Origin of the sequence: Jiangella gansuensis DSM 44835 (genome assembly GCF_000515395.1) — a bacterium.
Lineage (GTDB): Bacteria > Actinomycetota > Actinomycetes > Jiangellales > Jiangellaceae > Jiangella > Jiangella gansuensis.
Genome location: NZ_KI911782.1, coordinates 151043 through 175709, shown reverse-complemented (window position 1 = coordinate 175709; position 24667 = coordinate 151043). Strand labels below are relative to the sequence as shown.

The window sequence follows — 24667 nt, the reverse complement described above, 5'->3', positions numbered from 1 at the left end:
GCGTGCGTCAGTCGGCGGAGCCTTCGTCGTCCCAGCCGTAGTCGGGCAGGTCGAAGAAGGCGTCGCCGTCCAGCGTGTCCACCTCGCCGGTCGCCATCGCGTCGATCAGCGACTCGACGCCCGTACGGACGGTCTGGACCAGCATTCCCTTGAGCTTCTGGCCGAGATCGTCCTGCTGGCCGCGCACCTCGAACAGCACCGTCGCCGAGCCGTTGAGGGCGAACGCCGAACGGCCCTGGCCGGCGTACTCGCGCGCGTCCGGATGGAAGTAGCGGCCCGTCGCGGCCAGCGGCGACTGCGTACCGTACGCGTCGGCGATGCCGTTGGCGACGGCGAGTGCGTACCGGCGCGACTTGTCCTGGTCCAGCAGCGGCCAGTCGTCCTGGTAGGCGGCGCCGTCGTTCACGCCGAGCGGCGGGTAGTCGAGCGACACCGAGATGTGCCGGCCGTCCTGTGGGCCACCGGTGATCCGGTCGCACGGTCCCATGTGGTGCAGGTCGACGACGGCGTCGACGGCGCCGAACTCGTCGCGCAGGTCCACGTACACGTCGCGGATCACGCGGGACTCCGGTGACAGGAAGAAGCCGGCGTCGGTCTGCTGCCCGGGCAGGTCGCCCGGCTGGGGCACGTAGTCCAGATCGGGGTTGAAGTCGCGGTTGAGATCGAAGCCGGGCAGCTCGATGCCGTCACCGCGCAGCGAGTGGTACCAGGCCCGCGGCGCATCGGCGAGCTGCGGGAAGTCGGCGACGACCTCGTCCCAGGACACCACGTTGGCACGCCGGTTGAGCTCGCCGCCATCGGGGTTCACCATCGGCATCGCGACCAGGGTGACGTTCTCCAGGGCGCGCCGGGTGTCCGGGTCGTTGCCGGTGCCGAGGTCCTTCAGGATGCCGAGGAGCGCCTCGGTGCCGGTGCGCTCGTTGCCGTGGATGGCGCTCTGGACCAGCAGCACGCGGTCGCCGGTGCCGACTCGGGCGGTGTACAGCTCCCGTCCCTGCGTCGTGCGGCCGACCACGTCCACCTGCACGCGGCCGCCGCTGGTCCGCTCGATCTGCCGGAGCTTCCGGCCGAGCTCGGCATAGCTGGTCCAGCCCGTGAACTGCGGATCGTCGAACGTCTTGCAGGTGCCCTGGCCCGGGCCCTCGGGCGGCGCGGCGGACGATGGCGCGGTGCTGAGCGCACCGGCGAGAACCGCGCCGGCGGTGAGGATGCCGGCGGCGATGCGGCGGGATCGTGGCACTGTCTTCACGCTGTCCTCCAAGGATGCGGTGTGACATGTGACCCGGACATTACGGACAGTCGAGTCCCACGACAAGGGTTTGCTCGCAGGTCGTTCGGCCGCCGTGAAGTCTTTGACCGTTGACTCAGACAAAGAATTTCTTGCTACAGTCAACTCATGAGCGTGCATTCCGAGCAGATCGCGGCCGTGCGAGCGTTCAACCGCTTCTACACGACGGTCATGGGCTTCCTGGACCAAGGCCTGCTGCGCTCCCGGTTCTCCCTGACCGAGGCCCGCATCGTCTTCGAGATGGCGCAGCGCGAGGTCACCGAGGTGGGCGAGCTGCGCCGGTCGCTCGGCGTCGACGCCGGCCAACTGAGCCGGACGCTCGCCCGTTTCGAGTCCGCCGGCCTGGTCGAGCGGCACCGGTCCGGCGACGACGGTCGCCGGCTCACGGTCCGGCTCACCGATGCCGGCCGAGCGGCGTTCACCGACCTCGACACCCGCTCCGCTCAGCAGGCCGAGCACCTGCTCACGCGACTGTCCGAGGAGAACCGGAGCAGGCTGGTCGCCGCGTTCGACACCATCCGCAGTGTGCTGCGCGAGCCGCAGGCGCCCAGGGCGTACGTCATCCGCGACCTCCGCCCGGGCGACCTCGGCTGGGTGGTCGGCCGCAACGGCACGCTCTACCACCAGGAGTACGGGTGGGACCGGACATACGAGGCGCTCGTGGCGCGCATCGTCGCCGACTACGTCGACCATCACGTGCCGGGCAAGGAGAACGCCTGGGTCGCCGAACTGGACGGGCGGCCCGTCGGAGCGGTCTTCTGTGCGCGCAAGGACGACGCGACCGCACAGCTGCGACTGCTGCTGGTGGAGCCGGAGGCGCGCGGTTCCGGCCTCGGCACCCGGCTGGTGGACGAGTGCATCCGCTTCGCCCGCGGCGCGGGCTACACGTCCATGATCCTGTGGACCAACGACGTGCTCGCGGCGGCCCGGCGCATCTACCAGAAGGCCGGCTTCGAGCTGGTGGAGGAGAATCGGCACCACAGCTTCGGGCACGACCTCGTCGGCCAGATCTGGCGCCTCGACCTCAGGACGACGTCATGACGATGCGCGGACGACGTTGCGCAGCAGCAGCGCCGTGGTCACGGGGCCGACACCGCCGGGCACCGGGGTGAGCCCGCCCGCGACGCCACCCACCGCCGGGTCGACATCGCCGGCCAGGCCACCGTCCTCGGTCGGGTTCGTCCCGACGTCGACGACGACGGCACCAGGCCGCACGTGGGCCGGTCCGATCAGGTGAGTCCGTCCGACCGCGGCGACCAGCACGTCCGCCGTCGACGTGACGGCCGCCAGGTCGCTGGTGCGTGAATGGCAGACGGTCACCGTGGCGTCGCGGTCGAGCAGCAGATGAGCCAGCGGCTTGCCGACCACCGTGGATCGGCCGACCACCACCGCGTGGCGTCCGCTCAGCTCGACGCCGTGGTGGTCCAGCAGCGCCACCACGGCCGCGGCCGTCGCCGGTGCGAACGCGGGGAGCCCCACGGCCAGCCGCCCCAGCGAGAGCGGATTGGCACCGTCGACATCCTTGGCCGGGTCGATGGCCGCGGCCACGTCGGCCAGCGCCACTCCGGCGGGCAGCGGCGTCTGCATCATCAGGCCGGTCACGGACGGGTCGGCGCTCAGTTGCGCCAACCGGCCGCGGATCTCGGCGGCGGTGGCCGCCGGACCGAGGTCGACGATGTCGCAGTCGATGCCGGCCTTGCCGGCCGCGGTCGCGATCGACCGGACGTACCAGGCGCTGGCGTCGTCGTCGGTGGCGGTGCCGATGGTTAGGCGCGGCGGCCGCCCGTCGGCCCGGACCCGGGCGGCCAGCTCGCTGACTTCGGCGCGCACCCGTGCGGCCGGCTCGGTGCCACCCAGCCGGGTCGCGGTCACCGTCACGACCCGATCCGCTCGCGGACGGCGGCGGTCACCCGGTCGGCGCGGGCGGCCAGGTCGTCCACCTCTTCGAGCGTGGCCTCCAGCCGTTCGCGGACCGCGTCGTCGGTGACACCGGTCAGGTTGACTTCGACATTGAGCCGGGCCGTCGTGGCGGCCGCGCGCGCGGCGTCGGCGGCAGCGGCGACGTCGGTGACGACGTTGCTGTTGCCCACGGGCAGCAGTTCCTCGGCCATCGCCACGAGGTGCATGGCCGCGACGATGACAGCCGCCGGCGGCTCCGCGGCAGCGGCCAGGGCCGTCGCGATGGCCGCGGATCGGTCCGTCTTCTCCTCGTCGGTGCCCTTCGGCAGGCCGTACGTCTCGGTGACAGCCCGGAACGCCTCCGCGTCGTCCTCGGCCAGCTCCAGCGCGTCGGCGCGCAGGGCGTCGGCGCGCACCAGCACCCGCTCGATCACATCCGCGTGCTCGGCGAATGTCGGACCGGTGCTGTAGCGGGCGACCATGCCGAGCAGGGCGGCCGACTGCGCGGCATGCAACGCCGCGACGGCACCACCGCCCGGTGCCGGCACCCGGTCGGCCAGGCTGTCGAGGAAGTCGCCGATCGGCACATCGCGCACGCTGTCTCCTCGTCGCTCGAATGGACGCACGACGCGCCCAGTGTCCCGCGCCCGTGCGGACGGCCGTCGGCGGGGTCCGTCGTCCACACTTCTGGAGACTTATGCACGCTGACCGGGCCCGGAAGAGTGCATAAGTCTCCAGAAGTCGTGGGAACGGCGGGCAGGCGAGCGGCGTCAGAGATGTGGCACCTCTTCGCGGCCGTCCAAGTGCGCACCTCACGAGGCGCATGAGAGTTCGCCCACTGTGCGACTCACCCGAGGCCAATGTGACGAATGTGGCGCCAGTTAACTCATAGCTGAGATATGGTTCGCCTCGTGGCAGACGATTACCGCGGCCGGATCGGTCGCTTGATCCGTGACTCGCGACAACATCGCGGTTGGACCCAGAGTCAGCTCGCCGACGCCCTCGGCAGCAGTCAGAGCGCGGTCCACCGCATCGAGCACGGTCAGCAGAACCTGAGCCTGGAGATGATCGCCCGCATCGGCGAGGCGCTCGACAAGCAGATCGTCTCACTCGGCCAGCCCGGACCCACGCACCTGCGGGTCAGCGGCGGCCAACAGCTCTCCGGCAGCATCGACGTCCGGTCCAGCAAGAACGCCAGCGTCGCGCTGCTGTGCGCCAGCCTGCTGAACAAGGGCCGCACCGTGCTGCGCGGCATCGCGCGCATCGAAGAGGTCAACCGCATCATCGAGGTGCTCGAGAGCATCGGCATCCGCACGCGGTGGCTGGGCGACCGGCGTGACCTCGAGATCGTCCAGCCGGAGCGGCTCGACCTCGACAGCATGGACGTCGAGGCGGCGCGTCGCACCCGCAGCGTCATCATGTTCCTCGGCCCGCTGCTGCACCGCGAGGACCGTTTCAAGCTCCCCTACGCCGGTGGCTGCAACCTCGGCACCCGTACGGTCGAGCCGCACATGTCCGCGCTGCGCCCGTTCGGCCTGGAGCTCAAGGCCACCGGCGGCTACTACCACGCCGAGGTGGACCGGAAGGCGTCACCGACCCGCCCGATCGTGCTGATCGAACGCGGCGACACCGTCACCGAGAACGCGCTGATGGCGGCCGCCCGCAACGACGGCGTCACCGTCATCCGCAACGCCAGCTCCAACTACATGGTGCAGGACCTCTGCTTCTTCCTCACCCGGCTCGGCGTGCGCATCGACGGCATCGGCACCACCACGCTGACCGTCCACGGCAAGTCCGAGATCGACGTCGACGTCGACTACGCGCCCTCCGAGGACCCCATCGAGGCGATGAGCCTGCTGGCCGCCGCCATCGTCACGTCGTCGGAGATCACGGTCCAGCGCGCACCGATCGAGTTCCTCGAGATCGAGCTGGCGCTGCTGGAGGAGATGGGCCTCGACTACGACCGCAGCACCGAGTACGTCTCGGCGAACGGCGAGACCCGGCTGGTCGACCTGACGGTGCGGCCGTCCACACTGCAGGCACCGCACGACAAGATCCACCCGATGCCGTTCCCCGGCCTGAACATCGACAACCTGCCGTTCTTCGCGCTCATCGCGGCCAGTGCGAACGGCCAGACGATGATCCACGACTGGGTGTACGAGAACCGCGCGATCTACCTGACCGAGCTGACGAAGCTCGGCGGCAACGTCACACTGCTGGACCCGCACCGGGTCCTGGTCGAGGGGCCGACCCGATGGTCCGGTACCGAGATCATCTGCCCGCCGGCGCTGCGGCCCGCGGTGGTGGTGCTGCTGGCGATGCTCGCCGCCAAGGGCGAGTCCGTGCTGCGCAACGTCTACGTCATCAACCGCGGCTACGAGGACCTCGCGGCCCGGCTTTCCGTGCTCGGCGCCCGCATCGAACCGTTCCGCGACATCTGAAATGATCACGTGGACCATGGCTACTCGTGAGGAGCCGGCGGCCGGCCGCGCCACGGTGATGTCCGATTCCCGCTAGTACGCGGTCGCCCGGCGAGCGACACTGGAAGCATGCTCGACGAGGAAGCCTGCTACCGCGCAGTTCAGGGCCGGGACGCCCGGTTCGACGGCGTCTTCTACATCGGCGTCACATCCACCGGCATCTACTGCCGCCCCAGCTGCCCGGCCATGACGCCGAAGCGGGTCAACATCCGCTTCTACCGCACCGCCGCCGAGGCGCAGACGGCGGGCTTCCGAGCATGCCGCCGCTGCCGACCGGACGCCACGCCCGGGTCCGCCGAGTGGAACGTCCGCGCTGACGTCGTCGGCCGGGCGATGCGGCTGATCGCGGACGGCGTGGTGGACCGCGGCGGCGTCGCCGGCCTGGCCGGTCAGCTCGGTTACAGCGAGCGCCAGGTGCACCGGACACTGCTGGAAGAGGTCGGCGCCGGACCGTTGCGGCTAGCTCGCTCGCAGCGCGCTCACACCGCGCGAGTGCTGCTGGAGACCACGGACCTGCCCGTCACCGAGGCGGCGTTCGCGGCCGGATTCGCCAGCATCCGCCAGTTCAACGCCACGGTCCGTGAGATCTACGCGATGACGCCGAGCGAGCTGCGCGGCCGCGCCCGCCGGGCCGGCCGGGACCGCGTCGCCGGCACGGTCGAGCTGCGGCTGGCGTACCGGCAGCCCGCGGACCTCGACGGTGTGCTCGAGTTCCTGGCCATGCGGGCCGTCCCCGGCGTCGAGGAGGTCGTCGGCGGCACGTACCGGCGCAGCCTGTCGCTGCCGCACGGCACCGGCGTCGCCGAGCTGACGCCGCGGGACGGATGGGTGCGGGCCACGCTCCGGCTGGCTGACCCGCGTGACCTGACCGCAGCGGTGGCGCGGTGCCGCCGCGTGCTCGACCTCGACGCCGATCCGCAGGCGGTGGATGACCTGCTCGGCGCGGACCCGGTACTCGGGCCACTGGTGGCCGCACACCCCGGGCGCCGCGTGCCCGGCACCGTCGACGGCGACGAGCTCGCGGTGCGCGCGGTGATCGGACAGCAGGTCTCGGTCGCCGCGGCACGCACCGTCGCCGGCCGGCTGGTGGCGGCGCACGGCAAACCGCTGGACGCACCGGTCGGTAGCGTCACGCACACGTTTCCGGCGGCGTCCGTGCTGGCCGGGGCCGACCCCGCGACGTTCCCGATGCCACGCAGCCGGCGGCGCACGCTGCACGAGCTGACCACCCGGCTGGCCGACGGCAGTCTGCGGCTCGATCCGGGCGTGGACCGCGACGACGCGGAACGCCGGCTGCTCGACGTGCCCGGTATCGGGCCGTGGACGGCGCGGTACGTCCGGATGCGCGCGCTGGCCGACCCCGACGTCTTCCTTCCCACCGACCTGGGCGTCAAGCACGCCTTGGCCGCCCTGGGCCTGCCCACCGCGCCCAGGGCCGTCGCCGAGCTGGCGGAGAACTGGCGACCGTGGCGCTCCTACGCGCTGCTGCACGTCTGGTCGACGCTCTGACACCCGCATGCCGACAGCTGCATGACCCAATCACGAGTACCACCGAGGGAGCAACCATGAGCACCGCCTACTGGACCACCATCGACAGCCCGCTGGGCCCGCTGTGGCTCACCGCCGGCGACGCCGGCCTGACCGGCCTGTACATGGGCCGGCCGCCGACGCTGGACGGCGCCGGCTGGGTCGAGGACGACTCGCCGTTCACGGCCGCACGCGACCAGTTGGACGGCTACTTCGCCGGCGAACTGCGCGAGTTCGACGTCGAGCTCAACCCGGCCGGCACGCCGTTCCAGCTGGAGGTGTGGGCCGCGCTGCGTGCCATTCCGTACGGCGAGACGCGCTCGTACCGGGAGATCGCCGAGCAGATCGGCCGCCCCACAGCGTCCCGCGCGGTCGGTGCGGCGAACGGACGCAACCCCATCTCGATCATCGTGCCGTGCCATCGGGTGGTCGGTACGTCCGGCGTCCTGACGGGGTACGCCTGGGGCCTGGACCGCAAGCGGTCGCTACTGGACCTGGAGATCGGCACCACGGGCCAGGTACGGCTACCAGCTCCAGCCGTCGTGGCGTAGGGCGCTCTCGAGCATCACCCGGCGGACCGGCGCCGGCGCGTCCGGCACCGGCACCCCGGCCAGCCGCGCGGCGTCGACCAGCAGGTCGTCGTAGGCGCCGGTGGCCGCGGCCAGGTGGTGGGCGCGAGCCCAGCGACCCTGGTCGCATTCGAGGCGGCGGATCTCGCCGACCACCCGGGTGAGCCGGAGCTGGACGTTGAGCGCCTCGAACGGATCGGGCAGGACGCACTGAGCATTCCGGCCACCGGAGCGACGGCGCCGGAAGACCTTCGCGATGTCGTGGAAAGGCGATTCCATCGTGGACTCCTGACCAGCAGCCTAGCCACCCACGACGCCCTTGACGAGGGGTTTTCCAGCACCGGTGTGCAAGGCTTGGGCCGGGCAAGGCTGCTGGTGCGTGGGGCCGGAGGTGACTGGGCATGCCCGAAGGCGACACCGTGTGGCTGGCGACGAAGCGTCTGCACGATGCCCTGGCCGGCGCCGAACTGGTTCGCTCCGACTTCCGGGTACCGCGGCTGGCCACGGCGGACCTCACCGGTCGCACCGTCACCGAATCGATCGCTCGCGGCAAGCACCTGCTCACCAGGATCAGCGGCGGGCTCACGCTCCACACGCACTTGCGCATGGACGGGGCGTGGCGGGTCTTTCCCACGGGCCAGCCGTGGCGTGGCGGGCCGGCGTTCCAGATCCGGGTGGTGTTGTCGACGGCCCGGTACGACGCGGTCGGCTACCGGCTGCCGGTGGTGGAGCTGGTGCGCACCGCCGACGAGGCCCGCGTGGTCGGTCACCTCGGCCCGGACCTCCTCGGTGACGACTGGTCCGCCGACGAAGCCGAGCGACGGCTCCGCGCCGACCCGGATCGCGAACTCGGCGACGCGCTGCTCGACCAGCGCAACCTCGCCGGCATCGGCAACATGTACATGACCGAGCTGTGTTTCCTGGCCGGCGTCTCGCCGTGGACACCGGTCGCCGCCGTGCCCGACCTGCGCGCGATCGTCGACGACGCCCACCGGCTGCTGCGGCTGGGCGTCGAGACCGGGCGGCAGGTCACCACCGGCGACCCGAGACCGGGCCGCCAGCACTGGGTGTACGGGCGCGGCCGGCGGCCATGCCGACGGTGCGGCACACCCGTCCGAGCCGCGGAGATCGGCGCCCCGCCGCAGGCGCGGCTCACCTACTGGTGCCCTACCTGCCAGCCGCGTCCGGCCTGAGGGCCGCCGCTGGCCACTGAGGGCCTGGACCCGCTGAAGCTAATGCCATTAGCTTTATGGCTATGCCGATCCGCGCGCCGCGCCGCCTCCACCATGCCTAGAGCCGGGCTGTCGGCGAACACGGTCGTCGACACTGCCGTCGCCATCGTCGACGAGCAGGGCACGGACGCGCTGACCCTGGCCGCCGTCGCCGCCCGTGCAGGCGTCGCCGCCCCGTCGCTGTACAAGCACGTCCGCAGCCTCGGCGAGCTGCGGGTGCGGGTGGGGGTGCGGGCCATGGAGGAGACCGCCGAGCGGCTCACCCGCGAGGTCATGGGCCGCAGCCGTGACGACGCCGTCAAGGCCCTGATGCACGCGGCCCGCGGCTACGTTCGCGACCACCCGCAGCGCTACGCGGCGATGCCGGCCGACCCACTCAGCGACCCTGCCTATGCGGCGGCAGGTTCCGCGCTGCTCGAGGTGTTTCTCGCCGTAATGCGCGGCTACGGACTCGAGGGCTCGGACGCCGTTCACGCCATCCGGCGCCTACGAACCATCGTCCACGGCTTCGTCTCGCTGGAAGCGGCCGGCGGGTTCGGACTGCCCGAGAACCTCGACGAGACCTACGCCCAACTGATCGACCTGTACCTCACCAGCCTCCCCCGCACCTGACGCCAGCACCCCGAAGGAGACCACCATGTCCGAGCGACGTACCCGTCTCGGTGCCGCCGCGCTCGCCGTCGCCGGCGCGATGTTCCTGCTCTACCCCGTCGCACGCCCGTGGCACGACGAGACCACGCAGGCAGGCGCCGTCGCGTCCATGGGCTCCGGCGCCTGGGTGGCCTCACACCTGTTCGCCATGATCGGCTTCGTGCTCGTGCCGTTCGGGCTGCTCGCCCTGCGCTCCGTGGTCCGCGACACCGCGGCCGAACCGCGGGCGTTCGCGGCCGTCGTCGTCTTCTGGATCGGCGCCGGGCTGACCCTGCCCTACTACGGCGCGGAGAACTTCGCGCTGCACGCGATCGCCGGCCGGGCAGCGGACGGCCACCCGCTGGACATCGTCGACCTCGCCGAAGCGGTCCGGTTCGGCGCAGTGGCCGTCACCACGTTCGCTCTCGGCCTGCTGGCGCTCGGCGCCGGTGGCGTGCTGGCGGCGCTGGCCGTACGGCGATCCGGCGTGCTGCCGCGGCACTCCGGCGTACTCCTCGGCGCCGGGTTCGGGCTGTTCATCCCGCAGTTCTTCACGCCCGGGCCGGCGCGAATCGCGCACGGGGCTGTGCTGGCCGCCGGCTGCCTCTGGCTGGCCGTCGTCCTGTGGCGGGCCGCCGGCGACGGGGCGGCTCAGGCCCGCTCGACGGTGACGTTGGCCGGGAACTCCCCGTCGGCGAACCGGCCGATCGCATAGGTGGAGAACGCGTCGACGCCGGCGCTGACCGCACCGCCCAGGACCGGCACCCTGCGCACCATGGCCAGCGTGGCGTGCTTGCCGCCAATGCGGGCGACCAGCTGCGACGTGACCGCCGCGACGGTGCGCTCGACGACGGCCGGGTCAGGCTCGTGCAGGCCGGTGGCGACATCGAACGGGCGGGCGGGGAGATCGCGCCCACGCAGCGCCTCCTCGACGCCGTCCTTGCCCAGCAGCGTCATCAGGGCGGCGGTACGCACCCGCGGATCCGAGATGTCGTGCCCACGCAGGTGGGCGATGGTGGCCGCCATGCGCAGGTGCAGCACGGCGATTCCGGCCATGTTGGCCGGCACCGTCACCGGCATGGTGACGACACCGCCGACGTTCGTGACGAAGCCCTGGACTCCGGCGAGCCGGACGTGCTGCTCGATGACGTCGCGGATGGCCCGCTCCACGTCACCGCGCCTGTCCAGGTGGCGACGGGCCACCTCACGAGCACCGGGGAAACCCGGAAACCCCTCGATGGCCCGGTTCATGAACTGCTGTGCACCGCGTGCGGCCATCACCGGAGCCGCGCGCCGCGCGGCGACGGTTCCGGCCCACGTGCCTACAGTCCGACGCACACCCATGTCTTCATGCTACGTGCCGCGCCACGTAGCCGGGGATCCGTCGCCCGGCGGACTACCCTGTCGATGAGGCCGGAGACGTCGCATCGCGCCGGAGGGAGTCCGTAGTGCCCGTCGAGCCGCCGCCGACCCGGTGGGACCTGCCCAGCACATCCGGCGACGACGATCTCGTCGCGTTCGGTGCCGACCTGGAGCCGGGAACACTGCTGGCGGCGTACCGCAACGGCCTGTTCCCGATGCCAGTCGATCACCTCCTCGGGCGGGCCACCGACCTGGCCTGGTGGTCGCCGAACCCGCGTGGCGTGCTGCCGCTGGGCGGCCTACGGGTGTCACGGTCACTGCGGCAGTCGTCCCGGCGGTTCGACGTACGGGTCGACACCAGCTTCGACCAAGTCATCGACGCGTGCGCCGACCCGTCCCGCCCCGGCGCCTGGATCACCCCCGACATCCGCCGGGCCTATGAGCGGCTGCACCGGCTGGGCTGGGCGCACTCCGTCGAAGCCTGGACACCGGACGGTCGACTGGCCGGCGGGCTGTACGGCGTGGCCATCGGCGGGCTGTTCGCCGGCGAGTCCATGTTCCACGCCCGCCAGCGCTGGGGCCGCGACGCCTCCAAGGTCGCGCTGGTCGCCCTGGTCGAGATGCTGGGTGCGGACGGGCACGTGGGCCGACTGCTCGACGTGCAGTGGGGCACCCGGCACCTGGAGAGCCTGGGCGTCGTCGAGATCCCCCGCGCGGAGTACCTCAGCAGGCTGCGCCGCGCGCTCGAGCTGCCGCTGCCGGCGGTGTTCGCCGAGCGAGCCCCGAACGAGGCACACTGACACCATGCCGGAGTTACCGGAGGTCGAAGCCCTGGCCGCCTTCCTGCGTGAGAAGGCGGTCGGCCGAGTCGTGGCGCGCGTGGACGTCGCCGCCATCAACGTGCTCAAGACGTTCGACCCGCCAGTCACTGCACTGGGCGGGCTGACCGTCACCGGCGTCTCCCGCCACGGCAAGTTCCTCGACCTCGACTGCGACGGCGTGCACCTGATCATCCACCTGGCTCGGGCCGGCTGGCTGCGCTGGAGCGACGCGCTGTCGCCGAAGCCGCCCAAGCCCGGCAGCGGCCCGCTCGCGCTGCGCCTCCACCTCGACGACGGCTCCGGCTTCGACCTCACCGAGGCCGGCACCCGCAAGCGGCTGGCCGTCTACGTCGCCCGCGATGTCGACGAGGTACCCGGGATCGCCCGGCTCGGCGTCGACCCCCTGTCCGACGAGTTCACCGTCGATCGGCTGCGTGCCGTCCTCGACGACGCGAAGCGCGCCCAGATCAAGGGTGTGCTGCGCGACCAAGCCGTCATCGCCGGCATCGGCAACGCGTACTCCGACGAGGTCCTGCACGCGGCCAAGCTGTCGCCGTTCCGGCCGGCGAACAGCCTCGACGACGATGAACTGACCGGCTTGCACGCCGTCATCGTCGACGAGCTCACCAGCGCGTTGACGCGCGCCGAGGGACTGGCCGCGAAGGACCTCAAGGACTCCAAGCGCTCGTCCATGCGGGTGCACGGCCGCACCGGTGAGACGTGCCCGGTCTGTGGCGACGTCGTCCGGGAGGTGTCCTTCGCGGACTCCAGCCTGCAGTACTGCGCCACCTGCCAGACCGGTGGAAAGGTCCTGGCCGACCGGCGGCTGTCGAAGCTGCTGAAGTAGCCGTCAGAACGTGGCCGCGGCGGCTGCCGCCGCGGCCCGGGCGGCGCGTCGGCCGGCCTCCGGATCCACGTGCGGGCTCGGCACCGAGTCCGGCCGCGACGACACCGTCCGCAGGTCCGTGATGCCGGCCCACCGCAACCAGTCCTCCAGGTAGGAGCTCTGGAAGTCCGACCCGAACGCGGGGCCACGCCCCGGTGCGTAGACACCGCTGGCGTAGATGACGGCCGCCTTCTTGCCGTGGAGCAGGCCGCGGTAGCCCCGTTCCGGATGGAACTCGAACACCATGCCCGGCTGACTCACCACGTCGATGAACTGCTTCAGCACGTAGGGCACGCCGGCGTTCCACATCGGCACGCTGAACAGGTAGTGGTCGGCCGCGTCGAAGCGGGCGAACGCGGCAGTGATCCGCTTCCAGACCAGGCGCTGGTCCTCATCGAGGTCCTGCCCGGCGAAGACGGCCATCTTGGCATGGGCCGCCACCGGCCCGAACTCGGGCAGTGAGCCGTCCCAGAGGTCCCAGCGGGCCACCTCGTGGTGCGGGTAAGCCTGCCGATAGGCGGTGACGAAGTCGTCGGCGAGTGCCAGCGATTCCGACGCGGTGCCGCGCGGCGAGGCCGAGATGTGCAGGAGTGTGGGCATGTGTGGGCGTCCCTTCGTGTGCATCTGGACTACAGTCCGGTTATGTCGAATGACAATACCGGACCCCGGTCCGGTTATTCCCTGCCCGCTGAGCTCCTGGAGCTGCGCTCGTCACCACCCGCGGTTCGCGCCGACGCGGCACGCAACCGCGCGGCCGTCCTCGACGCGGCCGCCGAGCTGTTCGCTCGGGACGGCGTCGAGCACGTGACCATGGACGCCGTCGCCGCAGCGGCGGGCGTCGGCAAGGGCACCGTGTTCCGGCGGTTCGGCGACAAGGCCGGGCTCGCGGTAGCCCTGCTGGACGAGCGGGAGCGGCGGCTCCAGGAGGCCATCCTGTTCGGGCCGGCACCGCTGGGCCCCGGCCCCTTCGACGAGGCCGTGGCGCCGCGCGAACGCCTGGCCGCTTTCGTGGACGCGTACCTCGGCTATGCGCTCGCCCACCTGGACCTCGTGCGTCTGTCGGAAACCGCAGCACCGGGCGCGCGGTACCGGATCGGGGCCTACCGCTTCTGGCACCGGCACGTCACGCTTCTGCTCGCGGCGGATCGGGATCGGACCGACGACGGGCGAGCGCTCGACCCGGTGGCCCTCGCCCACGCACTGCTGGCGCCACTGGCCGCCGAGCACCTGCGCGCCATGGTGGACGAGGTCGGCCCGGAGCGCACCCGCGAGGCCGTTCGTGCCGTCACCGCGCTGTCCGCGTGAGCCGCCGCGAGCTCGACCACTGCGGCCAACGGCAGGGGTTCTCCCGCTCCGGCAGGCAAGCGTCCATGGTGCGGCGGGAGCACCCCAACGTTTCGGGTCACGTCACTCGCCACGCGGTCGAACTCTGGCGATTTCACCGTCCGGTACGGCCTCCGAGGCGAGTGACGTGACCTGAAGGGCCGCTACGTGACCCGGCGACAACGCAGGTGGGCGGGGTGGCTGGCTGGCCGGGGACTCCTGCAGGCGTCCTCCATGCACTGGGGTGGAGTCGCTCGCGCACCTTGGCACGCGATATCGGCGCCTTGGCACGCGAACTCACCGCTCGAGAGTCCGGTTTGAGCCGGTTCGGAGAGCGATATTGCGCACCAAGGCGCAAGCCGCGCGATCGGTCCCCCAACGGCAACACTCCAGCCGGGCAACCGTCGCAGGCGGCCAACGGCAGGCGAACTCCCGCTCCAGCAGGCAAGCATCCATGGTGAGGCGGGAGGACCCATGGTGGACGTGATCATTTGGACCCCATCTGGCGCGGATCGGAACACTTTGTTAGCGTTCACACTCGACACAGTGACGGGGGTACGGTGTGAGCATGACGGAGGGCACGGCCAACCGCAGTCCGGTGATGGCCGACGTCGCCCGGGTGGCGGGCGTGTCGCACCAGACCGTCTCGCGGGTGCTCAACGACCACCCGAACGTCCGCACCGCCACCCGTGAGCGCGTGCTGGCCGCCATCGACCAACTGGGCTACCGCCGCAACCTGTCGGCTCGGGCCCTGGTCACGCGGCGCACCAACACCCTCGGCGTGGTCGCATTCGACACCACGCTGTACGGCCCGGCCAGCACCCTCTTCGGCATCGAGCAGGCCGCCCGCGACGCCGGGTACTTCGTCAGCATCGTCAGCCTGAAGACCATCACCCGCACGTCCGTCGACGAGGCACTGGACTACCTGACCGCCCAGGCGGTCGACGGCATGATCGCCATCGCGCCCCAGGTGGAGGCCGCAGCCGCGGTTTCCCGGCTACCCTCACACGTCCCGGTGGTCGCGGTCGAGGGCGGCGAGGCCGGTGCCACCCCCGTCGTCGCCGTCGATCAGGTCGCGGGAGCGGAGCTGGCCACCCAGCACCTGCTCGACCTGGGGCACCGGACGGTCTGGCACGTCGCCGGGCCGGCCGACTGGCTGGAAGCCGACGGACGCGCCAAGGGCTGGCGGGCCACGCTCGAGCGAGCCGGTGTCGCCGCCCCGCAGCTGATCCGCGGCGACTGGAGCCCGCTGTCCGGGTACGAGGCCGGCCGGGCCATCGCGGCCGACCGCGACGCCACCGCCGTGTTCGTCGGCAACGACCAGATGGCCCTGGGCCTGCTGCGCGCGTTCGCCGAGGCCGGGATCCGGGTGCCCGGCGACATCAGCGTCGTCGGCTTCGACGACATCCCCGAGGCCGAGTTCTTCGGCCCGCCGCTCACCACCGTCCGGCAGGATTTCGCCGAGGTCGGCCGCAAGAGCATCGGCCTGGTGCTGCAGCTCATCGAGTCCGGTTCCAACGGACGCGACCACCCGCAGCGCATCGTCGTCCCACCCACGCTCGTCACCAGGCAGAGCACCGCACCACCGGCTACGGCGTGACGCCATCGAGCCCACGCCGAGGCACGCAGGCAGAGAGCAGCCCAGGGAGAGATTGTGAGCGATAACACCCGCGACGCGGTCGTCGTCGGTATCGACTTCGGGACACTGTCCGGCCGGGCGGTGGTGGTCCGGGTCGCCGACGGCACCGAGCTCGGCAGCGCCGTCCACGAGTTCTCGCACGGCGTCGTCGACCATGAGCTGCCCGGCACCGGTGAGCGGCTGCCGCCGGACTGGGCCTTGCAGGTGCCGTCGGACTACATCGACGTGCTCAAGAACGCCGTACCGCGGGCCGTCGCCGCCGCCGGTGTCGACCCGGACGACGTCATCGGCGTAGCCACCGACTTCACCGCCTGCACCATGGTGCCGACCCTGGCCGACGGCACCCCGCTGTGTGACGTGCCGGAGTACGCGGGCCGCAAGCACGCCTATGTGAAGCTGTGGAAGCACCACGCCGCTCAGCCGCATGCCGACCGCATCAACGCCCTCGCCGCCGAACGCGCGGAGCCATGGCTGCCACGTTACGGCGGGCTGATCTCGTCGGAGTGGGAGTTCGCCAAGGGCCTGCAGATCCTGGAGGAGGATCCCGAGCTCTACGCCGCCATGGATCGCTGGGTCGAGGCCGCCGACTGGATCGTCTGGCGCCTCTGCGGCAGCTACGTCCGCAACGCCTGCACCGCCGGCTACAAGGGCATCCGCCAGGACGGCGCCTACCCGTCGCGCGATTACCTCGCGGCGCTGAACCCCGGCTTCGCCGACTTCGTCACCGACAAGCTCGAGCAGCCGATCGGCCAGCTGGGCGATCGGGCCGGCGGGCTGACCGCCCAGGCCGCTGCCTGGACCGGCCTGCCCGAGGGGATCGCCGTCGCCGTCGGGAACGTCGACGCCCATGTCACCGCGCCCGCCGCGCAGGCCGTGGAGCCCGGCCAGATGGTCGCGATCATGGGCACCTCCACCTGTCACGTCATGAACGGCGACGTGCTGCGCGAGGTGCCCGGCATGTGCGGCGTGGTCGACGGGGGCATCGTGGCCGGCACCTGGGGTTACGAGGCCGGGCAGAGCGGCGTCGGTGACATCTTCGGCTGGTTCGTCGACTCCTCGGTGCCGCCGTCCTACACCGAGGAGGCCGCCCGCCGCGGCATCTCCGTGCACGCCTACCTCACCGAGCTGGCCGCGGCGCAGGAGGTCGGCGAACACGGGCTGATCGCGCTGGACTGGCACAGCGGCAACCGGTCGGTGCTGGTCGATCACGAGCTGTCCGGCGTCATCGTCGGCCAGACGCTCGCCACCAAACCCGAGGACACCTACCGGGCGCTGCTGGAGGCCACTGCGTTCGGCACCCGCACCATCATCGAGACGTTCAACACCTCCGGTGTCGAAGTCACCGAGCTGATCATCGCCGGCGGACTGCTCAAGAACCCGCTGATCATGCAGATCTATGCCGACGTCACCGGGTTGCCGTTGAGCATCATCGGCTCCGACCAGGGCCCGGCACTGGGCTCGGCCGTCCACGCCGCGGTCGCCGCGGGTGCGTACCCGGACGTGCGCGCCGCGGCGGCCGCCATGGGCAACGTCGAACGCGCCGTCTACCAGCCCGATCCTGACCGGGCCAAGGCCTACGACGCGCTCTACGCCGAGTACGTCACCCTGCACGACTATTTCGGCCGCGGCGGCAACGACGTCATGCGGCGGCTGCGGGCCATCAAGCGGACGGCGGTGAGCCGATGACCATCCTGACCGACGCCATCCGCGAGCTGCAGCGCACGGTGTGCGATCTGCACGCCGAACTGACCCGGTACAACCTGGTCACCTGGACCTCCGGTAACGTCTCCGGCCGGGTGCCGGGCGAGGACCTGTTCGTCATCAAGCCCAGCGGCGTCTCCTACGACGACCTCACCGCGGAGTCCATCGTCGTCTGCGACCTGGACGGCAAGCTCGTCGCGGGCGACCTCTCCCCGTCCAGCGACACCGACGCGCACGCCTACGTGTACCGGCACCGGGCGGATGTCGGCGGCGTCGTGCACACTCACTCGACCTACGCCACCGCATGGGCGGCCCGCGACGAACCGATCCCGTGCGTGCTGACCGCCATGGCCGACGAGTTCGGCGGTGAGATCCCGGTCGGCCCGTTCGCGCTGATCGGCGACGACTCCATCGGCCGCGGCATCGTCGAGACGCTGGCCGGGCATCGGTCACCCGCGGTGATCATGAAGAACCACGGTGTCTTCAGCATCGGCAAGGACGCCCGGGCCGCGGTGAAGGCCGCGGTGATGTGCGAGGACGTCGCCCGGACGGTGCACATCGCTCGGCAGCTCGGTGAGCCGAAGCCGATCCCGGCCGACGACATCGACCGCCTGTACGACCGGTACCAGAACGCCTACGGCCAGTGACCACCGAGGAGAGCAGCATGTTCGAGGAGCGTGAGGTCTGGTTCCTGACCGGGAGCCAGGGACTCTACGGAGACGACACCCTGCGCCAGGTCGCGCAGCAGTCACAGGAGATCGCCCGGGCGCTCGACGCGGCCGGAGACATCCCGGTGCGGGTGGTCTGGAAGCCGGTCCTCACCGACGCCGACGCCATCCGGCGGGTGGCGCTGGAGGCCAACGCCGACGACTCCTGCGTCGGTCTGATCGCGTGGATGCACACGTTCTCGCCGGCCAAGATGTGGATCCGTGGACTGACAGCGCTGGACACTCCGCTCCTGCACCTGCACACGCAGGCGAACCGGTCTCTGCCGTGGGCCGAGCTCGACATGGACTTCATGAACCTCAACCAGGCCGCCCACGGCGACCGGGAGTTCGGGTACATCCAGTCCCGGCTGGGTGTCGCGCGCACCACCGTCGCCGGTCATGTCAGCGACCCCGCGGTCACGGCCCGCGTCGGCGCGTGGGTGCGCGCTGCCGTCGGGTTCGCGGAGATCCGCGCGCTGAAGCTGGCCCGGTTCGGCGACAACATGCGCGACGTCGCGGTCACCGAGGGCGACAAGGTCGAGGCACAGCTGCGCTTCGGCGTGTCGGTCAACACCTACGGCGTCAACGACCTGGTCGCGGTGGTCGACGCGGCCAGCGACGCCGCGGTGGACGAGCTGGTCGCGCAGTACGACGACACCTACGACCTGGTCCCGGAGCTGCGCAAGGACGGCGACCGGCGCGAGTCGCTGCGCTACGCCGCCCGCATCGAGGCGGGACTGCGCACCTTCCTCGACGACGGCGGCTTCCGCGCGTTCACCACGAACTTCGAGGATCTCGGCGGCCTGCGTCAGCTGCCCGGCCTGGCCGTGCAGCGGCTGATGGCCGACGGCTACGGCTTCGGCGGCGAGGGCGACTGGAAGACGTCGGTGCTGCTGCGCACCCTGAAGACGATGGCGGCCGGACTGCCCGGCGGCACGTCGTTCATGGAGGACTACACGTACCACTTCGGGCCCGGCGAGCCGAAGATCCTCGGCGCTCACATGCTCGAGGTGTGCCCCACCATCGCGGCCGGCACGCCGTCGTGCGAGATCCACCCGCTGGGCATCGGCGACCGCGAGGACCCGGTGCGGCTGGTGTTCGACGCCGCATCCGGCCCGGCCGTGGTGATCGGCATGGCCGACGTCGGTGACCGCTTCCGCCTGGTGGCCAACGAGATCGACGTCGTGCCGCCGGACGAGCCGCTACCTCGGCTGCCGGTGGCGCGCGCCGTCTGGAAGCCGCGGCCGAGCCTGTCGACGTCGGCGGAGGCCTGGCTGACCGCCGGCGGCCCGCACCACACCGTGCTGTCGCAGGCGATCGGCGCCGAGGTGCTCGGCGACTTCGCCGACATGGTCCACACCGAGCTGGTGGTCATCGACGCCGACACCACCACCCGGCAGTTCACCAAGGAGCTGCGCTGGAACCAGGCGTACCACCGCCTCGCCCAGGGCTTCTGACCGTCGGTCGATAACATCTTTCGTTATCATTGAGGTATGGCTGGAGCATACGGTGACTTCGTTCGGGCTCGCCGAAACCTCCTGAGGTTCTCGCAGCGCGAGCTCGCGGAGCGGGCCGGGGTGAAGCAGCCCCTCGTCGCGGTGATCGAAAGCGGGCGGCGCCAGCCGTCGAGGGCCGCTCGCGCTGCTCTGGACAAGGCGTTGGCGATCCGGCCGTCGGCGGCGCTGGCGGCACGTCGCGAGCAGGTGCGGGAGCTGTTCGTCCAGGCTGGTCTGCCTCAGCCGCGGGTCTTCGGTTCAGTAGCGCGTGGTGATGACGATGCGTCGTCGGATCTGGACCTGATCGTCGAGTTCACCGATCGGCACGACATCGTGGATCTGCTCGCTCTGGTGCACGAACTGGAGGAGCTGCTGACCGTTGGCGTGGACGTCGTCGACGCGCGAGCTGACAGCCGAGTCACACTGCAGGCGCGGGCGGAGGCAGTGGGGCTATGACGCCAGCCGACGCACGGTCGGACGGTGAGCGGGTCAGACGTCGGCTGCAGGATCTTGCCGACATGGGCGCCGACGCTGCATACACGGTGAGTTTGGGCATCAAGGCCTACCTGGACGACGGCCCGCAGGGCAGGGTTCTGCGCAACAACGGCAGGCACATCCTGATTCAGGTGGCCACGGTGGTCGAGAAGTTGCCGGACTCGTTCAAAGACGCCCACGGCGACATCGAATGGGTGGCGATCGCCCGCATGCGCAATCTGATCGCCCGCCACTACGACAAGGTCGACGATCGTCTCGTCTTCTCCGCGCTCGGGTCGCGGATTCCCGACCTGCTCAGTCGGCTCGGGCTGGCTGACGACGGCGGGACGTAGTCACCGGTCGTCGGGCCGGCCGGAGAACCGGCCGGCTATCCCCGGCCGATGACCGCCCACCGATCGGGTCGGAGAGCCACAAGTGATCACGTTCGGCATGGGTGCTCCCGCTTCACCATGAATGCTTGCCTGGTGAAGCGGGAGAACGCCTAGGTGGGGGCCCGGACTCCAGCGTCAGCGGACTCGTTGCAGCACCTGGACCGCGGCCGCGCGGTTCGGGGCCAGCCGCAGCTCGTCGGCGATACCGTCCACGAGGTGCTCGGCCAGCGACTGCAGCAGTTCCAGGTGGCTGGCGTCGTCGGGTGAACCGAAGGCCAGCACGAGGTCGACGGGGTCGTTCTGGTCGTGGCCGAACTCGACCGGCCGGCTCAGCACCGCCGCGGACAGACAGAGCCGGACGGCGCCGTCCTCCGGGCGGGCATGCGCCAGCGCGATGCCGGGGGCGAGCACCATGTAGGGCCCGTGCTCCTCGGCGATCCCAATGCAACGGTCCGGGTACCGAGCCTCCACGGCACCGGCCGTGACCAGCGGAGCACACGCCGCGTGCACGGCTCCGCGCCAGTCGGTCGCGACCGCACCGACCACGGCGTCGACGACCGGCTTGCTCACTCCAACCAGCCCTGGGCGCGCAATGCCTCGTCGAGCTGGCGCCGCAGCCCGTCGACGTCCATGAAGTTCGAGATGGACAGCACGACGGGCGCGACGCTGCCGAGCTCGTCGGTGTGCAGGCCCTGTGCGATGGCGACGTCGGCTTTCATCCCCCGGGCCGACGACACGTCGGTGTGCTCCACCGATGCGTCCACGCCCAGGGATTTCAGGGCCTTCTCGGCGTTCATCTTCAGGATCAGGCTGCTGCCCATGCCCACGCCGCACACCGTCAGCACGGTCAGCGGGCGGTTCGGAGCTGGCGACATCGGTCACTCACCGTTCTCTCGGCGCATCGGATGCGGACTCATCCGTCTCCGACTCTGCCATGCCGTCGCCGGCCCTGCCCTGTAGCCGCTTCAACAGCCACACCCAGACACCGAAGATCGCGACCACGACGGCACCGGTCAGCAGCACCGCGTTGTCGCCCAGCCCGGAGAACAGCTCGCCCAGGCCGAGCAGCAGCAGGATCATGAGGTACCAGTCCGGGTCGGCGAGCGTGGCCAGCTCGGGCGCCGTGTCGGACAGCAGGTTCCAACCCAGCCACTGCCCGAACGCCAGCGTGACCCCGGTGATGGCGCCCGCCAGCACCGCGCCGCGCCAGCCACCGAACGCGTTGCCGAAGACGGCCGCGCCACCGCCGACGAAGAACAGCATGATCATCGGTGGCACCAGGACGAACCACCCCGCCGCGGCGAACACGCCCATGAGGATCAGGAACGTCGCCGTGGTCGAGACGAAGCCGAGCATGACGGCGCTGGGCGCGACCGGGAAGACGGTGGGTGCGTCGAGTGCCGGCCGGGAACCGGGAATCGCCTTCTCACTGATGCCCGTGAACGCGGGCACGATCTCGGCCAGGAACATCCGCACGCCGTACAGCAGGATCGCGATACCGGCCGCGAACCGCAGCGCCGCGATGACCGCCCAGACCCACGGGTTCACGTCCGGGTTGTAGGCGTCGGCCTGTGCCTCGGCCACCTGCGAGTCGGCGAACGCGACGCCCACCACCATGATGAGCCCGATGACCAGCGCCGTCGACACCGTGACGTCTTTGAAGAACGACAGCCGGCGCGGCATCCGGACCTGTTCGACGTCGTGCCGCGCCGGGTCTCCGACCAGCGGTGCGAGCTTCCCGCCGAGCCACGCCACGGACGAGCTGGTGTGCGCGTAGCCCCAGTCGTCGGACTTGATGACCTTGCGCATCATCGGCGCGATGAACAGCGGCTGCACGGTCCAGTAGCAGGCGGCCACCACCGAGCCGACGAGCACCAGCTGCCAGCGCTCGAGGTCGCCGAACACCTGCACCAGGCTGGCCGTGATGACCAGCGCCATCCAGAACAGCAGGTGGCCGGTGAGGTACACGTACCGGGTGCGCAGCAGCCGGACGAGCAGCAGGTGCGCGACGAACCCCAGCGTGATGACCAGCGCGACGTCGCTGCCGCGCTCGCCGAGGAAGCCGTCGAGACTGTTGGTCGACTCCGGTGGGTCGAGACCGACGGCGCTGGCGACGATGGCCTGGAACGACGCCAGCCCGCCGGTGAACACCTCGACGCCGATGAACAGGATGATGATGCCGACGGTGGCCCGGATGGCCCCGCCGACGACGTCCTCGACCGGCTTGCGCTGCAGGATCAAGCCGATGGCCGTGATGAGCCCGATGAGGATCGACACCTCGTTGAAGAGGTTCAGTGCGATGAACTCGAGAGCGTCCACGGCGGTGGCTCCTCGTGGTCGGCTGCGCGGTCTCCCTGGTCAGTTGTCCGGGAGGGTACTGGTCCAGACCAATGCCGACAAGCGGCGCGCCGCGTCAGCCGGTCGCGAGGTACAGCAGCGCCTTGCCGTACGCCTCCTCGGCCTGTTCGTCACGGATCTCGACCGTACGGCCGGAGACGTCCAACGTCACCTGGTAGCCGTCGTTCACCCGGTCCAGCCGGACGAACGTGCCACCGAGCAGCTCACGCAGCTTGCTCTCGCCCGGCAGCCACAGCGCGGAGTCCTGCTCGACGCTGTCGAGTGCCCACTCGACGGTGCCGTTGAACCCGAGCACCCGGCCGCCGGTGGGGAACTCGTGCACGTCGACCACCATCTGGCTGACGACGAAGACGTCGTCGTCCATACCGCGGTCCGGGATGACGAACCGGTCGCCGGGCTGCGGCTCCCAGCGCAGACCGGCCTCACGGAGTTTGCGGGCCAGCTCGACGGAGATCACCCCTCCATTGTGACCCCGTCCGGTTTCAGGCGGTTCTACCCAAGAAGGCGAGCAGCCGGGTCTGCTCGTCGGCGTCGGCCGGTGCTGGAACCTCCGGGCCGCAGACGCCGGGCCGGCGCAGGTTGTCTCCCACCGCCCGGGCAAGTTCCCATCCCACCTGCAGCTCCTGCGCCGAGAGGGTTTCGTCGGTGCCGGTGGCACGAGCGATGTCCCAGCCGTGGACGACGAGGTCGAAGCAGACGAAGCTGCCGATGGTGGCGGCGAGAGTGGTGCGGCCGGACATGCCGTCGTACTCGAGCCCGGCCCGTGCGGGGTCGTCGAGGATCTCCTGCATCGCGTCGCGCGCGGCCGCCCACGCGGCCGCCGGGTCGTCGTCGGGAGATGGCCCGGCCGGCAGGGTGAGACCCACCATCGCGGGCATGTCGTGGCGCACCTGGATCAGGTGCCGCACGACGTCGCGAGCGCTCCAGCCCTCGCACGGCGACGGCGAATCCCAGCGGTTCGCAGGTACAGCCTCGATGCGGCCGGTCAACGCGGCAGCGAGCTGCCGGTAACGGTGAGTGATGTCGGTCATGCGACCAGGGTCGCGGCACCGGTGCCGGTGGCGCTTGTACGAATGCGACACCACCCGCGCGACGTACCGTCGTCGACCTCGACGACGGTGGCCGGGCCGTGCCAGTCGGGCGCCTGGCCGGCCAGGAGTTCGCTCGGTGTCATGGTGGCGATGCGCCGGCAATCGTGCGAGAGATGCGCTTGGTCGGCATACCCGGCCAGGTGCGCCAGCTCGGCCAGCCCGAGCGCGGCGTTGTGTGGCGCGCGCGCCAGTGCCATGAACCGCTGCAGCCGCAGGATGCCGCGCAGGGTGGACGGCGGGTAGCCGAACGCCGTGCGGCAGCGCCGCTGCAGGTGGCGGTCGGTGAGGCCGGCGACGTCGGCCAGCTCGCCGATGGTCCAGGACCGCCGGCTCAGCTCCCGCGCAGTCCAGGTGACAAGAGGATCGATACCGCCGCGGTCGCCGAGCCAGCGGCGAGCCGCGCCCATCAGCACCGCGAGCCGCCGCGCCGGCGACGCGGCGTCGGCAATGCGACCGGCGAGCGCACGTGCGGGCGCAGCGCCCAGCACGTCGTCGAGACCCACCCGGAGGTCGACCATGACGTGCGCCGGCGTCGCCAGCACGTCCGGGGCAACGCCCGGCCGGAACCGGACGCCGACGCATTCGGTACCCGGCGGCGTTGCGACCGGCCAGGCCGCCGTCTCGGGCCCGCACACGACCACCCGGCCGTCGGCCAGCCACATGACATCGACACAGCCGTCGGGGACGAGCACGTGGCCGCCGCCCACCCGCGCCGTCCAGCCGCACACCAACGCTGTGCGCAGCTCCGGCGCCACCGCCACCGGCCGATACCAGGACATGTGTTCAGCCTAG

28 protein-coding genes are annotated in these 24667 nt (G+C 71.0%); 16 read left to right on the top strand and 12 right to left on the bottom strand.

Going from position 1 to position 24667, the window contains the following annotated elements; genetic code table 11:
• Positions 1-7 precede the first annotated feature (7 nt).
• Positions 8-1249, bottom strand: a complete 1242-nt coding sequence (locus JIAGA_RS0100835) for a M14 family zinc carboxypeptidase (protein WP_211239456.1) — start codon at positions 1247-1249, stop codon at positions 8-10.
• Between the two features lie 147 nt (positions 1250-1396).
• On the opposite strand from JIAGA_RS0100835, the gene JIAGA_RS0100830 reads away from it, so the two are divergent.
• Entirely contained in the window at positions 1397-2329 is a 933-nt protein-coding gene (locus JIAGA_RS0100830) for a bifunctional helix-turn-helix transcriptional regulator/GNAT family N-acetyltransferase (RefSeq protein WP_026874211.1), read from the top strand.
• On the opposite strand, the gene JIAGA_RS34175 is transcribed toward JIAGA_RS0100830, so the two are convergent.
• Together JIAGA_RS34175 and JIAGA_RS34170 are read right to left on the bottom strand one after the other, a co-directional pair.
• Positions 2324-3166 (bottom strand): bifunctional 5,10-methylenetetrahydrofolate dehydrogenase/5,10-methenyltetrahydrofolate cyclohydrolase, encoded by an 843-nt coding sequence (locus JIAGA_RS34175; RefSeq protein WP_211239455.1) that lies wholly within the window; start codon positions 3164-3166, stop codon positions 2324-2326. The genes JIAGA_RS0100830 and JIAGA_RS34175 overlap by 6 nt on opposite strands.
• Entirely contained in the window at positions 3163-3783 is a 621-nt protein-coding gene (locus JIAGA_RS34170) for a cyclodeaminase/cyclohydrolase family protein (protein WP_026874209.1), read from the bottom strand. Before JIAGA_RS34170 ends, JIAGA_RS34175 begins: the two co-directional genes overlap by 4 nt.
• A gap of 315 nt (positions 3784-4098) precedes the next feature.
• Here JIAGA_RS34170 and JIAGA_RS0100815 point away from each other — a divergent pair, with 315 nt between their 5' ends.
• The 3 genes from JIAGA_RS0100815 (at position 4099) to JIAGA_RS26660 (ending at position 7745) form a co-directional block, all read left to right on the top strand.
• Positions 4099-5628, top strand: a complete 1530-nt coding sequence (locus JIAGA_RS0100815; RefSeq protein ID WP_026874208.1) for a helix-turn-helix domain-containing protein — start codon at positions 4099-4101, stop codon at positions 5626-5628.
• Positions 5629-5736: 108 nt separating this feature from the next.
• Positions 5737-7176 carry a DNA-3-methyladenine glycosylase 2 family protein gene (locus JIAGA_RS0100810; protein WP_026874207.1) on the top strand — a complete coding sequence of 480 codons (1440 nt, stop codon included), beginning with the start codon at positions 5737-5739 and terminating at the stop codon, positions 7174-7176.
• Between the two features lie 56 nt (positions 7177-7232).
• Complete coding sequence (locus tag JIAGA_RS26660; RefSeq protein ID WP_157552482.1) at positions 7233-7745, top strand: methylated-DNA--[protein]-cysteine S-methyltransferase; 513 nt, start codon at positions 7233-7235, stop codon at positions 7743-7745.
• Here JIAGA_RS26660 and JIAGA_RS26655 read toward each other — a convergent pair.
• The gene (locus JIAGA_RS26655; protein WP_035811926.1) at positions 7719-8042 is read right to left on the bottom strand and encodes a hypothetical protein; all 324 of its coding nucleotides are present in this window, start codon (positions 8040-8042) and stop codon (positions 7719-7721) included. The two genes, JIAGA_RS26660 and JIAGA_RS26655, sit on opposite strands and share 27 nt — an antisense overlap.
• A 122-nt stretch (positions 8043-8164) precedes the next feature.
• On the opposite strand from JIAGA_RS26655, the gene JIAGA_RS0100795 reads away from it, so the two are divergent.
• The 3 genes from JIAGA_RS0100795 (at position 8165) to JIAGA_RS26650 (ending at position 10340) form a co-directional block, all read left to right on the top strand.
• Complete coding sequence (locus JIAGA_RS0100795) at positions 8165-8956, top strand: DNA-formamidopyrimidine glycosylase family protein (protein ID WP_026874206.1); 792 nt, start codon at positions 8165-8167, stop codon at positions 8954-8956.
• Positions 8957-9049: 93 nt separating this feature from the next.
• Complete coding sequence (locus tag JIAGA_RS0100790; RefSeq protein ID WP_026874205.1) at positions 9050-9607, top strand: TetR/AcrR family transcriptional regulator; 558 nt, start codon at positions 9050-9052, stop codon at positions 9605-9607.
• Between the two features lie 25 nt (positions 9608-9632).
• Entirely contained in the window at positions 9633-10340 is a 708-nt protein-coding gene (locus JIAGA_RS26650) for a hypothetical protein (protein ID WP_051425515.1), read from the top strand.
• Here JIAGA_RS26650 and JIAGA_RS0100780 read toward each other — a convergent pair.
• Positions 10277-10969 (bottom strand): EcsC family protein, encoded by a 693-nt coding sequence (locus tag JIAGA_RS0100780; protein ID WP_026874204.1) that lies wholly within the window; start codon positions 10967-10969, stop codon positions 10277-10279. The two genes, JIAGA_RS26650 and JIAGA_RS0100780, sit on opposite strands and share 64 nt — an antisense overlap.
• Positions 10970-11073: 104 nt before the next feature.
• On the opposite strand from JIAGA_RS0100780, the gene aat reads away from it, so the two are divergent.
• Complete coding sequence (gene aat / locus JIAGA_RS0100775) at positions 11074-11787, top strand: leucyl/phenylalanyl-tRNA--protein transferase (RefSeq protein ID WP_026874203.1); 714 nt, start codon at positions 11074-11076, stop codon at positions 11785-11787.
• A gap of 4 nt (positions 11788-11791) precedes the next feature.
• Positions 11792-12655, top strand: coding sequence for an Fpg/Nei family DNA glycosylase (locus JIAGA_RS0100770; protein WP_026874202.1), 864 nt, complete (start codon positions 11792-11794; stop codon positions 12653-12655).
• Positions 12656-12658: 3 nt separating this feature from the next.
• Here the strand turns inward: JIAGA_RS0100770 and JIAGA_RS0100765 are convergent, their stop codons facing one another.
• Positions 12659-13294 (bottom strand): FMN-dependent NADH-azoreductase, encoded by a 636-nt coding sequence (locus tag JIAGA_RS0100765; RefSeq protein WP_026874201.1) that lies wholly within the window; start codon positions 13292-13294, stop codon positions 12659-12661.
• Between the two features lie 42 nt (positions 13295-13336).
• Here JIAGA_RS0100765 and JIAGA_RS0100760 point away from each other — a divergent pair, with 42 nt between their 5' ends.
• The 7 genes from JIAGA_RS0100760 (at position 13337) to JIAGA_RS0100730 (ending at position 20387) form a co-directional block, all read left to right on the top strand.
• Positions 13337-13999, top strand: a complete 663-nt coding sequence (locus JIAGA_RS0100760) for a TetR/AcrR family transcriptional regulator (RefSeq protein ID WP_026874200.1) — start codon at positions 13337-13339, stop codon at positions 13997-13999.
• A 586-nt stretch (positions 14000-14585) separates the two neighbouring features.
• A complete protein-coding gene (locus JIAGA_RS0100755) occupies positions 14586-15617 on the top strand; it encodes a LacI family DNA-binding transcriptional regulator (protein WP_026874199.1) in 1032 nt (343 codons plus the stop codon).
• 54 nt (positions 15618-15671) lie between these two features.
• The gene (araB, locus tag JIAGA_RS0100750) at positions 15672-17342 is read left to right on the top strand and encodes a ribulokinase (protein ID WP_035811923.1); all 1671 of its coding nucleotides are present in this window, start codon (positions 15672-15674) and stop codon (positions 17340-17342) included.
• A complete protein-coding gene (locus JIAGA_RS0100745) occupies positions 17339-18004 on the top strand; it encodes an L-ribulose-5-phosphate 4-epimerase (RefSeq protein ID WP_035811920.1) in 666 nt (221 codons plus the stop codon). Before araB ends, JIAGA_RS0100745 begins: the two co-directional genes overlap by 4 nt.
• Positions 18005-18021: 17 nt before the next feature.
• A complete protein-coding gene (gene araA, locus JIAGA_RS0100740) occupies positions 18022-19521 on the top strand; it encodes an L-arabinose isomerase (protein WP_026874196.1) in 1500 nt (499 codons plus the stop codon).
• A 36-nt stretch (positions 19522-19557) separates the two neighbouring features.
• Positions 19558-20016 (top strand): XRE family transcriptional regulator, encoded by a 459-nt coding sequence (locus JIAGA_RS0100735; RefSeq protein WP_026874195.1) that lies wholly within the window; start codon positions 19558-19560, stop codon positions 20014-20016.
• Between the two features lie 62 nt (positions 20017-20078).
• Positions 20079-20387 (top strand): HepT-like ribonuclease domain-containing protein, encoded by a 309-nt coding sequence (locus JIAGA_RS0100730; RefSeq protein ID WP_211239454.1) that lies wholly within the window; start codon positions 20079-20081, stop codon positions 20385-20387.
• 174 nt (positions 20388-20561) lie between these two features.
• Here the strand turns inward: JIAGA_RS0100730 and JIAGA_RS34850 are convergent, their stop codons facing one another.
• The 6 genes from JIAGA_RS34850 to JIAGA_RS0100695 all read right to left on the bottom strand — a co-directional run bounded on the left by JIAGA_RS34850 (position 20562) and on the right by JIAGA_RS0100695 (position 24654).
• Positions 20562-20996 (bottom strand): PTS sugar transporter subunit IIA, encoded by a 435-nt coding sequence (locus JIAGA_RS34850; protein WP_051425514.1) that lies wholly within the window; start codon positions 20994-20996, stop codon positions 20562-20564.
• The gene (locus JIAGA_RS34845) at positions 20993-21301 is read right to left on the bottom strand and encodes a PTS sugar transporter subunit IIB (protein ID WP_084469375.1); all 309 of its coding nucleotides are present in this window, start codon (positions 21299-21301) and stop codon (positions 20993-20995) included. The genes JIAGA_RS34850 and JIAGA_RS34845 overlap by 4 nt, the downstream gene beginning before the upstream one ends.
• Positions 21302-21308: 7 nt before the next feature.
• On the bottom strand, positions 21309-22745 hold the full coding sequence (locus tag JIAGA_RS26640; protein WP_035811919.1) for a PTS ascorbate transporter subunit IIC: 1437 nt from the start codon (positions 22743-22745) through the stop codon (positions 21309-21311).
• Positions 22746-22839: 94 nt separating this feature from the next.
• Complete coding sequence (locus JIAGA_RS0100705; RefSeq protein ID WP_026874192.1) at positions 22840-23241, bottom strand: hypothetical protein; 402 nt, start codon at positions 23239-23241, stop codon at positions 22840-22842.
• Between the two features lie 25 nt (positions 23242-23266).
• Positions 23267-23815 carry a TIGR03086 family metal-binding protein gene (locus tag JIAGA_RS0100700; protein ID WP_026874191.1) on the bottom strand — a complete coding sequence of 183 codons (549 nt, stop codon included), beginning with the start codon at positions 23813-23815 and terminating at the stop codon, positions 23267-23269.
• The gene (locus tag JIAGA_RS0100695) at positions 23812-24654 is read right to left on the bottom strand and encodes a helix-turn-helix transcriptional regulator (RefSeq protein WP_026874190.1); all 843 of its coding nucleotides are present in this window, start codon (positions 24652-24654) and stop codon (positions 23812-23814) included. The genes JIAGA_RS0100700 and JIAGA_RS0100695 overlap by 4 nt, the downstream gene beginning before the upstream one ends.
• Positions 24655-24667 lie beyond the last annotated feature (13 nt).